This is a genomic window from Marinobacter salinexigens (assembly GCF_008370345.1).
GTDB classification, from domain to species: Bacteria; Pseudomonadota; Gammaproteobacteria; order Pseudomonadales; family Oleiphilaceae; genus Marinobacter; species Marinobacter salinexigens.
This window is the reverse complement of the sequence record NZ_VTUU01000004.1, coordinates 288,913-301,590: the sequence shown is the minus strand read 5'-3', so window position 1 is coordinate 301,590 and position 12,678 is coordinate 288,913. Positions and strand designations below refer to the sequence as shown.

The 12,678-nt window shown below is 55.5% G+C and carries 13 protein-coding genes; 8 read left to right on the top strand and 5 right to left on the bottom strand.

What is annotated here, in order from left to right; all coding sequences use genetic code 11:
• The first annotated feature begins 5 nt into the window (after positions 1–5).
• A complete protein-coding gene (locus FWJ25_RS10990) occupies positions 6–536 on the top strand; it encodes an isochorismatase family protein (protein ID WP_149600329.1) in 531 nt (176 codons plus the stop codon).
• Positions 537–548: 12 nt separating this feature from the next.
• The gene (locus FWJ25_RS10985) at positions 549–1,205 is read left to right on the top strand and encodes a cupin domain-containing protein (RefSeq protein ID WP_149600328.1); all 657 of its coding nucleotides are present in this window, start codon (positions 549–551) and stop codon (positions 1,203–1,205) included.
• 18 nt (positions 1,206–1,223) lie between these two features.
• Here the strand turns inward: FWJ25_RS10985 and FWJ25_RS10980 are convergent, their stop codons facing one another.
• The 3 genes from FWJ25_RS10980 to FWJ25_RS10970 form a co-directional block, all read right to left on the bottom strand.
• Positions 1,224–1,841, bottom strand: coding sequence for a flavin reductase family protein (locus tag FWJ25_RS10980; RefSeq protein WP_149600327.1), 618 nt, complete (start codon positions 1,839–1,841; stop codon positions 1,224–1,226).
• Positions 1,842–1,902: 61 nt separating this feature from the next.
• Complete coding sequence (locus tag FWJ25_RS10975; RefSeq protein WP_149600326.1) at positions 1,903–2,730, bottom strand: CheR family methyltransferase; 828 nt, start codon at positions 2,728–2,730, stop codon at positions 1,903–1,905.
• Positions 2,731–2,767: 37 nt separating this feature from the next.
• Complete coding sequence (locus FWJ25_RS10970) at positions 2,768–3,697, bottom strand: chemotaxis protein CheV (RefSeq protein WP_149600325.1); 930 nt, start codon at positions 3,695–3,697, stop codon at positions 2,768–2,770.
• A gap of 187 nt (positions 3,698–3,884) precedes the next feature.
• On the opposite strand from FWJ25_RS10970, the gene flgA reads away from it, so the two are divergent.
• The 3 genes from flgA to FWJ25_RS10955 all read left to right on the top strand — a co-directional run bounded on the left by flgA (position 3,885) and on the right by FWJ25_RS10955 (position 5,599).
• A complete protein-coding gene (gene flgA, locus FWJ25_RS10965; protein ID WP_149600324.1) occupies positions 3,885–4,586 on the top strand; it encodes a flagellar basal body P-ring formation chaperone FlgA in 702 nt (233 codons plus the stop codon).
• A gap of 208 nt (positions 4,587–4,794) precedes the next feature.
• Entirely contained in the window at positions 4,795–5,121 is a 327-nt protein-coding gene (gene flgM, locus FWJ25_RS10960; protein ID WP_149600323.1) for a flagellar biosynthesis anti-sigma factor FlgM, read from the top strand.
• 7 nt (positions 5,122–5,128) lie between these two features.
• The gene (locus tag FWJ25_RS10955; RefSeq protein ID WP_149600322.1) at positions 5,129–5,599 is read left to right on the top strand and encodes a flagella synthesis protein FlgN; all 471 of its coding nucleotides are present in this window, start codon (positions 5,129–5,131) and stop codon (positions 5,597–5,599) included.
• Between the two features lie 3 nt (positions 5,600–5,602).
• Here the strand turns inward: FWJ25_RS10955 and FWJ25_RS10950 are convergent, their stop codons facing one another.
• The gene (locus FWJ25_RS10950; protein ID WP_149600321.1) at positions 5,603–6,352 is read right to left on the bottom strand and encodes a cyclic di-GMP-binding domain-containing protein, MshE-related; all 750 of its coding nucleotides are present in this window, start codon (positions 6,350–6,352) and stop codon (positions 5,603–5,605) included.
• Positions 6,353–6,559: 207 nt separating this feature from the next.
• Between FWJ25_RS10950 and FWJ25_RS10945 the strand changes: the two genes are divergently transcribed.
• The 3 genes from FWJ25_RS10945 (at position 6,560) to FWJ25_RS10935 (ending at position 9,799) form a co-directional block, all read left to right on the top strand.
• Positions 6,560–7,192, top strand: coding sequence for a peptidylprolyl isomerase (locus FWJ25_RS10945; protein WP_149600320.1), 633 nt, complete (start codon positions 6,560–6,562; stop codon positions 7,190–7,192).
• Positions 7,193–7,195: 3 nt separating this feature from the next.
• Positions 7,196–9,073, top strand: coding sequence for a bifunctional tRNA (5-methylaminomethyl-2-thiouridine)(34)-methyltransferase MnmC2/FAD-dependent 5-carboxymethylaminomethyl-2-thiouridine(34) oxidoreductase MnmC1 (mnmC, locus tag FWJ25_RS10940; RefSeq protein ID WP_149600319.1), 1,878 nt, complete (start codon positions 7,196–7,198; stop codon positions 9,071–9,073).
• 90 nt (positions 9,074–9,163) lie between these two features.
• The gene (locus tag FWJ25_RS10935; RefSeq protein ID WP_149600318.1) at positions 9,164–9,799 is read left to right on the top strand and encodes a CBS domain-containing protein; all 636 of its coding nucleotides are present in this window, start codon (positions 9,164–9,166) and stop codon (positions 9,797–9,799) included.
• A 2-nt stretch (positions 9,800–9,801) separates the two neighbouring features.
• Here the strand turns inward: FWJ25_RS10935 and FWJ25_RS10930 are convergent, their stop codons facing one another.
• Positions 9,802–12,528 carry a hypothetical protein gene (locus tag FWJ25_RS10930; protein ID WP_149600317.1) on the bottom strand — a complete coding sequence of 909 codons (2,727 nt, stop codon included), beginning with the start codon at positions 12,526–12,528 and terminating at the stop codon, positions 9,802–9,804.
• Positions 12,529–12,678 lie beyond the last annotated feature (150 nt).

Genomic DNA, 12,678 nt, shown 5'->3' with positions numbered 1-12,678 from the left:
GCCCAATGATGATGAAAGCCGAACAGTCCACCCTGGTATTCATAGACCTTCAGGAAAAGCTGATGCCAGCCATCAGTCACGGACAGGAGGTTATTGACCAGTCCGTCATTCTAGCTACCATCGCTGGTCTTCTTGATGTTCCGGTTCTCGGCACCGAGCAGGTACCAGAAAAACTCGGTGCCAACGTCCCGGATATCCGGGAATTGTGCCAGCAGACAATCGGCAAACATCATTTTGACGCCTGCCCCGATGGACTGATCGACCAGCTTCCCGAAGGGCGCCATCACATCGTGGTCGGCGGATGTGAAACCCATGTCTGCATGCTACAGACCGCCATGAGCCTGCTGGATGCCGGCTTCAAGGTCTGGGTCGTGGCGGACGCCACCGGCTCCAGAAATGAATTTGACCGCGACGTGGCTCTGGATCGCCTTCATCAAAGCGGCGCAAATATCGTGACAACAGAAATGGTCGCCTTTGAATGGATGCGCGACTGCCGGCATCCCCGATTCAGGGATGTTCAGGCCCTGATCAAGTAAAGAGGTACTTCAATGCTCAACATGGACTTCTCAAAACGGGTGGTTATCAGAACCCAGGATCAGCCATGGGTACCCAGCCCTGCCGGAGGCGTTCTCAGAAAGCCCCTGGCCAGAGAAGAAGCCGAACGGGGGCACGCGACCAGTATCGTCCAATACGAGCCTGGCGCCTCCTTCAAGCGCCATGAACACCCTCTGGGGGAAGAGATCCTGGTGCTTGAAGGGGTGTTTTCAGACGAGACTGGCGATTATCCGGCCGGCACCTACTTGCGCAACCCACCCGGAACCGGCCACGCTCCGTACAGCACTAATGGCTGCACGCTGCTGGTGAAGCTCCATCAGTTCAACCCTCAAGACCGGGAACCGGTGCGTATCGATACCCGCTCGGCCCCCTGGTTACCCGGCAACGGCGGTCTTGAGGTTATGCCGCTCCATGATTTTGAAGGTGAACATGTGGCATTGGTGAAATGGCCAGCGAACGAGGTCTTTCAGCCCCACAGACACTTTGGCGGAGAAGAAATTCTGGTACTTTCAGGAGAGTTCTGTGACGAGCATGGCCGCTACCCGGAAGGCACCTGGATACGAAGCCCGCACCAGAGTACCCATCATCCGTTTGTTGAGCAGGAAACCGTGATATGGGTGAAAACCGGTCACCTGCCGCTCCCGTGGTGAGCCACCATGCAGCCCGGCTCAAGCCGGGCGTGGGATTTTTACGATATCACCGAAGGTGACATATTCGCTGCCGCCAAGGCGGCCAATGGGGTCGATTTTGTCACCATGGATTTTTAACCGCCCCTTCTCGTCTTCGCCGGTGACACTGTCATCCAGATAAATACCCTTCACCCGACCAAAGATAAGCGATTGCGGCGCCGCACCAATTTCCTTGATCTCTTCCAGCTCACAGGCCATGGCTACGCGACAGTCTTTCAACCTGGGCAGTCGTGATCCTTCGAACTCCACAACTTCCAGCCCGATATTCGTGAGCTCTGACTCGCCAAGAGGCAAGGTTCTGGAGGTTTCCGTAACAGCCGGAGCTAATTCCCGGTGAGCTATGTGAATCACGAAGTCCTTGCGGGCTTCGATATTGACCCGGGTATCCTTATTCGACTTATCCGTCGGTTTCTGACCAACAGACAACATGACCAGCGGTGGATTGCTGGTGACTGGAGTAAAAAAGGAAAACGGTGCCAGGTTGTATCCACCGTCAGGGTTTTCGCTCAGTACCCAGGCGATCGGCCTTGGTATAGCGGTCTGGGTCAGCACATGGTAGATACTTGTGGGATTCATCCCGTCAAAATCGACAAACATCAATCACCTCTTCTGAGTAAAAATCTCTTCCCGGATCCTCAGGCAAACACAGGGAGTGGCGCTATTTCTTCCTGTAGATGATCCCGGGATGACACTGCACCATCTCATAAAGGTGCGGCAAGCCGTTAAGGGATTCCGATGCACCAAGAATCAAATAACCGCCCGGGTTCAGCGTGGCGTGGATACGGGTGAGGATGTCCTTTTTGAGTTCCGCAGAGAAGTAGATCAGCACGTTTCTGCACATGACCACATCAAACTTGCCCAGCATGTATCGATCCAACAGGTTCAACTCCTTGAACTCGACCATGCTCTTGAGCTGCGGACGAATCTGCCAGCCCCCGTTAACCGAAGGCGTGAAAAACTGTTTCTGGCGCTCTGGTGACAAGCCGCGGCCAATGGCCAGCATCTCGTACTCCCCTTTTCGGGCGACTTCGAGAACACTCTTGGAAATGTCGGTGGCGGTAATGCGGACATCCCGCAGCTTACCCGGGCGGGTACGCCGGAATTCTTCCAGGATCATCCCGACGGAATATGGCTCCTGGCCCGTAGAACACGCAGCAGACCACATCCTGAGGGGTTGCGCCCCGTTGCGATCAGCAAACTCGGGAAGCAGTTTGTCCTGAAGAATTCTGAACGGATGATTGTCCCGGAACCACAGGGTTTCATTGGTCGTCATGGCATCGATGACAACCTCCCGAAGACCACTCCTTGCCGGACGTTTAAGGCGCTCGAGTAACTCCCCAAGAGAGTTCAGCTGGTTTTCCTCAAGAATACGACGCAACCGGCTCTTCACCAGGTACTGCTTGTTTTCGCCCAGCAAAATGCCACACGCATCCTGCAGGAACGTCTTGAAGGCTTCATATTCCTGTGGAGTGATATCCGCTTTCATTAGATCTCTGTTCTGAGTGGATCAGTGAGCGTCGCCGTCATTCCCGATCGATGATTTCCATCACTCGTTCGGCTAACTCATCAGGGCTGAACTTCGCCATAAAATCATCAGCGCCTACTTTCTGGACCATCGCCTTGTTGAACACGCCACTGAGCGATGTGTGGAGCATGATGTACAAATCTTTGAGCGACGGATCCGCCTTGCAACGCGTTACCAGGGTATATCCGTCCATTTCAGGCATTTCGACGTCGGAAATCACCAATTCGAGATGATCAGTCGCTTTGCTGCCATCCTGAGTAATTTCCTTCAGATACTCCAACGCCTGTTTGCCGTCGTTCCTCAGCACCACATCCATGCCGATCGCTGTGAGGCAGCGCTCAACTTGCCTTCTTGCCACTGAAGAATCATCGACCACCAGAACAGGCCGAAGGCCCGGTGCGCGCTCAGCACTCTTACTCACAATGGCTTCAGTTACGTCTTCCCGCAGCGGAGAAACCTCTGAAAGAATCTTCTCTACGTCGATGATTTCTACAAGTTTATCATCAATTTTTGTAACAGCGGTAAGGTAGACATCCTTTCCGGCCCCCTTTGGCGGAGGAAGGATCTCTTCCCAGTTCATATTCATGATCCGATCTACGCCCACCACCAGGAATCCCTGAGTCTTTCGGTTGTACTCGGTAATGATAATAAAACTGGACGCCAGCTCTTCCTGGGGAATGCCCGGCAGGCCAATGGACATGGCAAGATCAATAATCGGGATGGTTTCGCCACGAATATGTGCAACGCCGCGAACCACGGTCTTGCTGTTCGGAATCGACGACAACTTCGGGCATTGCAGGACTTCCTTCACCTTGAAGACGTTGATCCCATACAGCTGCCGCCCCCGCAGGCGGAACAGCAGCAGCTCCAGGCGATTTTGTCCAACCAGTTGGGTGCGTTGGTTAACGCTGTCCAATACCCCTGCCATGTTTGTCTCTCCAGCCTTTGGGAATTCACCCGGCATGCATTTTGCTGTTGTATTTATCAGGTAGTGTTCGACGGAAAGTCGACACTTTCGCATACAGTCAGCCCGATTATCGGCGGGCACGCCCGAATCCTTAGTGTTATTCGGAACTTTTGCTCCATAAACGACAGCATAGGACAAACTGACGCAGATGCGCACCACCATTTTGGCTACAACACTGGCAATATCCGCCTTTTCAGGAATTGCCTCGGCGCAAACCACCGCCGAACAGATCCGGGCCGCTGCGCTCCGGTTCCTTGACGGGTTTGCCAGTGAACAAGCTAGTGAAGGATATCGCGTCAGCTACGAAGCCGGGCAACTCGATGACCGGTTAGCCCTGGCACAGTGCGATTCCGACCTGCACGTTCAGTTCAGCGGGGACCCATGGGAAAGTACCCACCCCTCACTCCAGGTTGCCTGCGAAGGTAAACGCCCCTGGCGAATGTTTGTCACGCCAGAAGTCAATATTCATGGGCCAGCACTGGTCGCGACACGTGCCCTGGCAAGGGGTGAATCGCTCTCTGCCAGCATGGTGACCACCCAATCGGTGGTGGTGAACGCCAGTCGGCGGGGTTTCACGCGGCAGCTTTCTGACGTAAACGGCATGGAGATCCGAAGGGCAATCAACGCAGGTACGCTCATCACGCCGGATATGCTTTCCGCCCCCAACGCAGTGGAGCGCGGGGATCATGTTATTATCGTCGCCCGAAGCGGAACCTTTTCAGTCAGTTCCCGTGGAGAGGCGTTAGCAAGCGCAGCGGTGGGAGAACAGGTCAGGGTTCGTAATCTCCGTTCCGAACGTACAATCCGGGCCAATGTGATCGCGCCCGGGCGTGTCGAAATTCCCATGTAGTCCGGGTTGACAATGTCTGCCCCGGTTGCCGGCCGGCAAGCCTTTGCCCACAAACGGCAACCACTTGCAGGCAAGACTTCACCAGGTGAACGGAAGTTAATAAAAAAGATCCGGCTTTTCGCTAAAGAATCTGAATAGCGGGCCGCTAAACAGACATAAACTCGAGTAGGCCATGCATAGCGTGGCACCCAAACTAGCAGGTATTGATATGTCAGTTGACTTCAACGGAATTGGCCCCGGCCAGGTCAACACCCAAAGAACCACGGCCGACAAGTCCGGCGCCACCCAGACTGCCAAGCCGTCAACGGGTGAACAGGCACGCACGCAGGCCCAGAGTGCCCGTGGCGAGCAGGTCAGCCTGAGCAACCAGGCAAAGAATATGAAACAGCTCGAGCAGAAGCTCGGTGACTACCCTGAAATGGATGACGACCGTATTGCGCAGATCCGCTCCGCGCTGGAAAACGGCACATACAAAGTGGATGCCGAGAAGCTGGCCCAGAAAATGCTTGAGATGGATCAAAGCATTTTCGGATGATTAAATCATGGCCGCAATTGATGACTTGAAGCACCTCCTTTCTGAGGATGTCCGCCAGCTTGAAACACTGTCGGGCATCCTTAAGTCCGAGCAAGACTGCCTTGCCACATCAGATCTGAAATCTCTTCATTCTCTGACAGCTGAAAAGAACCAGCTACTCGGGCAGGTTCGCGAACGTGCGAAGCAGAAAATTCATGCGCTCGTGGCCATCGGTTTCCGCCCGGAAGCCGGAGAACCCTCCCGCTTTATTCGCAGCGCCGGCTTCGCTGAACTCTATGACCTATGGAAACAGGCGGATTCCGGCCTGCGCCAATGCCAGGAGCTCAACCGTCACAACGGTCGTGTTATGGGGCACCTGCAGACGCGACTGAACCGCCTGACCGATATATTCAGGGGATCAAGCGGCCAGCAGAAGCTTTACGGCGCGACAGGCCAGCAAACCTCCGTTTCCAGCAGAAACGTGCTGGCCAGCGCCTGAGATTTAGCGGGTATATATAGTCATACGCGAGTCCGGATGGAACCGGATGTCGTGGATGCTCACGTTACCCAGCGAAGGGGCTGCGCTGCCGATAACCCGAATGTTGTCCATTCGAATCTCGTCGATGCGCTCCGGCATGGCCAACACCAGCGCACCGTCATCCCGTATCGAGTAGCGCCCCTCACCCTCTCGAAAGTGAACACCGGAGATGGTCAGGTTGGAATCCAGAAAATTCAGCATGGGAACGAACACATTCGCCGTCAGTTTCAGGCCTTCGATCGCATCCACCTGATCGTCCTGCCCTTCCGCTGCAGCCGACGGCATTGCGGTCACTCCCGCAATCCGGGCCAGGAGTTTTGAATCGCCCTGCCCGGAAACCACTGCCAGCTCATCGTCGGTCAATTCGGACAGCCCGCTTCCTTTGTGGAATTCGCCGGTATAGAGCTCGCCGGCTTCAAAAGCCTGGGAAGCATTCGCACTGTTACTCGCCGCAAAACTGACCAACGGCTGAAATGGCAGGGTGACCATAGTCACCAGTGCAGCCGCATTGCGATAACGGGACTGGTGTTTCAGTACGCGATCCAGCTCTTTCTGGCTGATCCAGCCAGACTGGATAAATACCTCACCGAGCCGCTGGCCGGTTTTGTTTTGTAGCCGGAGCCCCTCTTCTACCTGAGTTTCAGTTAAATACCCACGATTGACGAGGAGTCGGCCAAGCCGAGACCTTTCCTCAAATCCCTGACGGATTCTCACTTGTTTCTCCTTTCTTCCAGTGAAAACCGTACAACCCGGCCCGGCAGTCTGATTATTGTTATCCTCTGGAGCTTAGTCGATTGGTCGGATTCCATCGCGAAAACCACCGAAAACCGGCGCAATCTGCTAACATCCTGCTCCATATAACGGGATACGTTGATTATTGCAGGATTCCCGGCCGTCACTCACCAGGAGATGCGTTTCCAAATGATAAATTCCGTAAAAACAACACATAATGTGATCCCCGCCCTGCTTTTTGCATTTATCGCCATGACCCTGACATCATTTGCACGAGCAGAGTCGCCAGATACAGCCGCTGAGCAAGCGCTTCCGGAAGTTCGAGTGGTCACCAGTGAGGGCGCTTTCACCCTCCAGCTCCGCCCTGATGTAGCACCGGAAACCGTTGATAACTTCCTGGAGTACGTAAACAGCGGTTTCTATGACGGCACAGTATTCCACCGGGTTATCCCCGGATTCATGGTTCAGGGCGGAGGGTTTACCGGAGACATGTCACGCAAGACAACCCGTGACCCGATTCGCAATGAGGCCACCCGCAGCCTGCCCAACCTTCGCGGCACAATTTCCATGGCACGTACCAACGCGCCCCACTCCGCCACCTCCCAGTTTTTCATTAACGTGGCCAACAACGGCTTTCTCGATGCCGGCGTACGGGGTGCGGGCTATGCCGTATTCGGTAAAGTGACCGAAGGTATGGGTGTTATCGACGCCATTGCGAGCAAGAAAACCGGCATGAGCAACGGAATGGCTGACGTCCCCGTCAACACCATCACGATCGAATCCATGTCTGTGCTCGACCTTGACCTCGACCCCGACGCCTGATCCGTGGCACAGCAGGTACTGAAGCCGGGGATCGAACCGGCAGATCTGGTCTGGAATGACGGCGTCCCTGAATCCACTCGCTTTGGGGACGTCTACTTCAGCCGGGATAACGGTCTGGAAGAAACCCGTTACGTATTTCTGGACAGAAACCGTCTCCGGGAACGATTTCAGGCGGTTGAGGATGGCGGGCACTTCGTCATCGCCGAAACGGGTTTTGGCACCGGCCTCAACTTCCTTGCTACATGGGAGCTGTGGCAGGAAGTTGTCGCAGACAAAAGTGCAATCCTTCACTTTGTTTCGGTCGAACGATTTCCACTAACTCCCGAAGACCTGGCCCGCGCGCTGGAATCCTGGCCGACTCTCGCACCTTTTGCAGAGGAGCTACGGGCAAACTACCCACCTCTGACCCACGGCGTTCACCGTATCCATCTGGCTGGTGGCCGAATTCGCCTGACGCTGTATTTCGGCGATATTCTGGACGCCTGGTCGGAGCTTTCCTTCTGTGCCGATGCCTGGTTTCTTGACGGCTTTGCGCCTTCGCTCAATCCGGAGATGTGGCTTGATCAGGCCATTGGCCACATTCGCTCTCACAGCAAGGCAGGTACAACACTGGCCACGTTTACCGCCGTCGGCAGAATCCGAAGGGCCCTCGCCGATTCCGGTTTCACCATGCAGAAGACTGCCGGATTCGGGCGCAAACGGGACATGCTTATCGGCGAACTCGAAGACCCGGCTCAAACACCCGATACGGGCATCAAAGAAAGCCACCCTGCCATCACCATTATTGGAGCCGGGATTTCGGGGTGCCTGCTGGCACGCAACCTGGCCGACAGAGGCGTACCGGTTACGCTGATTGAAGCGGCCGATGATGCCGGTTCTGCTGCGTCGGGCAATCGACAGGGCGCCCTCTACGTCAAGCTTGGCGTCGAATTCAATGACCAGACAGAACTGGCCCTGACAGCGCTCACATTCAGCCAACGGGCCTACAAACCCTATGAGGGCCGCTTCTGGCATCCGACAGGCCTGCTCCAGCTCGCGTGTGACGACAAAGAAGCTGAGCGCCAACAGCGCTTTCTTGAGCGCTCGCACTATCCCGAAAGCCTTCTGAGGCCCGTGGACAGCATGCAAGCAAGCGAACTCTGTGGCATCGCAACGCAGCACTCCGGGCTCTGGTTTCCCGGATGCGGTTGGCTGGAGCCTGCAAAGGCATGCACGCTGCTGGCTGAACATCCTTTGATTCAAAAACGCTACGGCGTTCAGGTGGAAATGCTGTCGCGGCACCGGGAACGCTGGCACATCTCGGCTTCGGACGGCAGCACCTTTGAATCAGAAACGTTAGTTCTGTGTACCGGGCACACGACCCCCGACCTGCTGCCGTTTAGCGGTAACATCCGCCTGAAACGCATCCGCGGTCAGGTCACTCATATTCCCTCGAACGATCTGAACAACCCGGACTGCGTCGTTTGTGGGCACCGCTATCTGAATCCCGTCAGTGATGAGTATGCGGTAACCGGCGCAACCTTTGACCTGCGGGATGATAACCCGGATGTCACTCTCGAAAGCCATCGTGAGAATCTCGACGAGCTGAATCAGATGCTACCGGGTGTGGGCGCCGCCCATTTACTGGAAGGGCTCACGCTGAACGATCTGACTGGCCGGGTGGCCTTCCGCTGCACAACTCATGACTACCAGCCAGTGGCAGGCCCTTGCGATATCGGCTCTGATCACTCGGGCCTCTACCTGTTTACCGGCCTCGGCAGCAAAGGCTTGACTTACGCCCCCCTGCTTGCCGAATACCTCGGGGACAGACTGACCGGGCAACCATCCTGCCTTCCGCTGAAGCTTCAACGCCGGGTAGACGCCAACAGGATACTCCGATAACTATGGCGATTTGTTAATAAACTGTTTCTGAAGTTTTTTGGCCATTCGCCGATAACCTGAATGAACCGTGTAGAAGTCGGAGTCATAACCATGTCCATATTCGTCAGTGAACCTGGTCGCCCGGTAGGCGCCCGAGTACCGGAAATATACCGGGGACGGCGCGTGGATGATGTGTCTGAACTGACCGAGAGCCACCCTGTGAACCCGAGCCGCAGCGAAGCGACCGATGCGGAGTTTCAACAAGCGGCGAATTCGGGCCGGCATAACCGGGCCCTTGAGGAATATGGCTCTGCTGGCGCCGGAGAAGCGCGATTAGAGCGGCCTTACCTTCCTGTCTCCAGCTTCTGCTCACCGGCGCTTTATGTCATTCCCGCAGCGGCGTCAGTCTCAGAAGCCTTGACGAGCATGGATGAACATGGCGTTCAGCACCTTGTGGTGATGTCAGAAGATAACGTTGCCGGGCTCGTAGAGCTACGGTGGTTGCTGGAATGGGTCCACAGGAACGGACCGGATGCCATGGCTCAGGGGCTGGTTCACATAGAACTGCCTGCATTTCTCACCGCCTCACCCGAAACCGATGCGCACCAACTCGCCCGGCTCATGCTGGCACATCGCCTGAGTGCCGCACTGGTTATTGATAGCAATGGCCATCCCACGGGTATTGTTTCGAGCACCGATTATTTGCGGCTCTACGCCAGCTCGGGCCAGCAACAGGGTCTGGTCTGACTTTATGGAGTCAGGATGACACCTTCGGGGCTCAACACAAGTACCTCCCAGCTGGCCCCTTTGCGGGCAAGAACCGTAATTTCATCGTCGCGGTAGTTCCCCAGGCTTTCAATACTGGAATCGGGGTCTTCCAACTGGTCACGCCATTCATTCAGGAATACCTCATCAGAGCCAGAATCACCTGATTCATTCAGGGAGACCCGGGCTGCAATTCCCTGGCGCTGTCCTGAAATAACGGCGCTACCCGTGAAATCTCCGTCGCTACTACCACCTACCACGAGATCTCCGTCAAATACGATGACAGAGGCCAGGACGTCATCGGCCTGATCAGCAGGGTCATTCAGGGTGATTGCCCGATCAATATCCCCCGACAACCCATAATTGAGCAGAAAACCCGCCGAGGTATTCGTGGCGGATTGGGTCAACTCGTCGTCACCGTCTTCCAAGGTCTGAACGCGATATTCAGCGGCACTGTTACCAACTAACCACAACCCGGTTTCGTCATACAGGCCATCCGTTACCGCCTCATCCCCGGACGTACCGACCTGCCTCACTGAAATGTCTGTTGATGCCGTGGAGGTACTGTAGAAATAAGCATCTACACCACCAATCACTGAAGCACCGTTGACGGCTCCCCGGGCGGAGCCAAACAAAGTAGGCGTCAGAGACGAGGAAGAAAGGCCGGCGACGGAATCGTCAGAAGATGATCCAACCTGGCGGCTCCAGGCGAGCGCTGGTACGTAGCTGGCACCATCGAGCGTGGCATCAATTCTCTGCAGGAAGCTGTCGTCGCCGCCAGCAGAGTGCTCTTCCGGCCAGGTCCCTGTTGTTTCTCCAGCAACGAGAACATAGCCGCTGTCTCCGGCCTGAGCGATGGCTTTCACAACATCATCGCCACTGGTTCCGGTGCGGATACTCCAGTCAGGCACGTATTCGCCACCGTTAGCGGCAGAGTCGTACCAATATCGATGTACCAGAACATCCTGCCCGCCATTGGAGATCGTGCCGGTAATCTCAGCATCGGTACTGTAGGCAACTGCAAGTTCGTAGCGATCAACCTTGGTTGCACCCGATGTGACCTCACGGGTCTGTGTCGACAGTGTTGGCTTCGGCGATGACAGAACAGCCGCAGGATCCGATACGTCGATGTTCTGAAGCAGCAACCCTTTCTGGTTGAATATCCTGACCTGAACCTGATCGTTGTTGGCGCTGTCGTAACCGGCCACGAATACCCTCCCGGAATGAGCCACGACCAGATCAGTGGCCACAAAGTCCTCGGTGGCGTTCAGCACTAGAGGCGTTACCAGTTCATTCAGGTTAACCCTCAGTACTGAGTCATCCGGTGCTCTGGCAAAGTTTTCGCGGCCGGCCTGGTATCGCTCATCCAGTGTCAGCAGGATAAACCGGTCATCCAGGGCAGGATTGGAATAACCGGCAGCATCAACCCGAATTCTGAAGCGCACTTCATCAACCTCAACCGGGAATGACAGAATGTCATTCTCTATCCAGCTGTTGTTTTCATAGGTTTCGGTAACAAACTCGGTGCCAAGCCGGGCTGTCGAACCGTCAGAATGCACAAGCTTCGCGGAATATTCCTGATCCCTCTCGCCTTCGAGTCTGGCAACATATTCCCCGGCAGTGCCAACATTCAGTGCGTCCCGCTCTCCACCTTTGGCCGTTTGCAGTAAAACGAACGGCTCGTTGTCATCAATGATCACGCTTGCCTTCACGCCGCTGTTGCTCTCACCCAGCCCTGCGAGGCCGGAGCGAACCTCAGTCAGGGTTATCAGCGCCGATTCCGACGGCTCGGGGAAGCTGTCATTAACCACTTCCAGCCGGATATAACACTCGGTAATGCCTGGCTCCAGCGTGACAACGCCTTTTGAGTAATAACCACTGTCGTCCTGTTCGTAAGTCAGATAGTCCAGTTGCTCAAGAAGCTGCGAACTGTTGCTTCCCAAAGCGACCAGATCCTGCCCGATAATGGCATCGCCGGCATTGGCGTCGCTGTAGTCGCAACGCTGGTGGGGAGCACTAACCTCCCCGTCGCAGCTGTCCGGGTTGTAGGGCGATGTTAGCTCAAAGGCAACCGCAACACGGGTCACAGAAGGTTGGTCCAGGATAATCTTCACCAGGACCGGATGCGTGTCTGCCGTCACTTCCTTGCTGCCAGTCACCGAACCATCAGCGGCATATTCGTTAATGGTAAAGGTGTGGGAACCGGTCGTTTCAAGATTCGGCAGTGAGCAATGTTCCCGGTAACCCTCCTCTGTTTCAGACACGGCACCTTCAACGTAAGTGTCTGTCTCGAGAGCAAGTGGATTGTATTTGACCTCCACGTCGAAAGGCTGGACCCCGGACATGCTGCCATCCGTGGTGACGAGGTTGATGTCGGATACTTTGCCAAGGTCCGCTTCGCCCCGGTTACCGCCGGTCAGGCCTGGAACACCTCGCATAATAACCCCCTGCCGGGCTTTATTACTGGTGTCTTCCAGTGCAAGCCAGGATGGAGCATTGGTAAGGGAATAATCGAGAATACCTTCACCACCATAGGCACCGAAGTTGTAGTAATACTCGACGCCGAGGTAGGCCGTTGAAGGAGGAACGCCCAGAATCGTCGGCTGATCCGGAGCCTTTTCGGTTTTACACGCGACCAGTGTGGCGCCCAGAAGAACGATGGTCAGAGAGCGGAAAGCAAGAGTAAAGAAAGAGGAAACATCGGCGCGCATGTATAAATCCGTTTAGCACATTATTGTTATGGGCATGGCCGGCCAATCTGCTCAGAACTCGTACGGGCGCCGGTTTACATACCGTTACAGATCATCGCCATGGTAGCCAATTTAGAGGCTGGGAGATCTGCGCGAGTTCTCAGATTCACC

Bases quoted from the DNA above. Each gene is read 5' to 3' on its own strand.
- FWJ25_RS10930 (WP_149600317.1), bottom strand. From the start codon at position 12,528: ATGCGCGCCGATGTTTCCTCTTTCTTTACTCTTGCTTTCCGCTCTCTG.
- FWJ25_RS10985 (WP_149600328.1), top strand. From the start codon at position 549: ATGCTCAACATGGACTTCTCAAAACGGGTGGTTATCAGAACCCAGGAT.
- FWJ25_RS10990 (WP_149600329.1), top strand. From the start codon at position 6: ATGATGATGAAAGCCGAACAGTCCACCCTGGTATTCATAGACCTTCAG.
- FWJ25_RS10980 (WP_149600327.1), bottom strand. From the start codon at position 1,841: ATGTTTGTCGATTTTGACGGGATGAATCCCACAAGTATCTACCATGTG.
- FWJ25_RS10955 (WP_149600322.1), top strand. From the start codon at position 5,129: ATGGCCGCAATTGATGACTTGAAGCACCTCCTTTCTGAGGATGTCCGC.
- flgA (WP_149600324.1), top strand. From the start codon at position 3,885: ATGCGCACCACCATTTTGGCTACAACACTGGCAATATCCGCCTTTTCA.
- FWJ25_RS10970 (WP_149600325.1), bottom strand. From the start codon at position 3,697: ATGGCAGGGGTATTGGACAGCGTTAACCAACGCACCCAACTGGTTGGA.
- FWJ25_RS10975 (WP_149600326.1), bottom strand. From the start codon at position 2,730: ATGAAAGCGGATATCACTCCACAGGAATATGAAGCCTTCAAGACGTTC.
- flgM (WP_149600323.1), top strand. From the start codon at position 4,795: ATGTCAGTTGACTTCAACGGAATTGGCCCCGGCCAGGTCAACACCCAA.
- FWJ25_RS10945 (WP_149600320.1), top strand. From the start codon at position 6,560: ATGATAAATTCCGTAAAAACAACACATAATGTGATCCCCGCCCTGCTT.
- FWJ25_RS10935 (WP_149600318.1), top strand. From the start codon at position 9,164: ATGTCCATATTCGTCAGTGAACCTGGTCGCCCGGTAGGCGCCCGAGTA.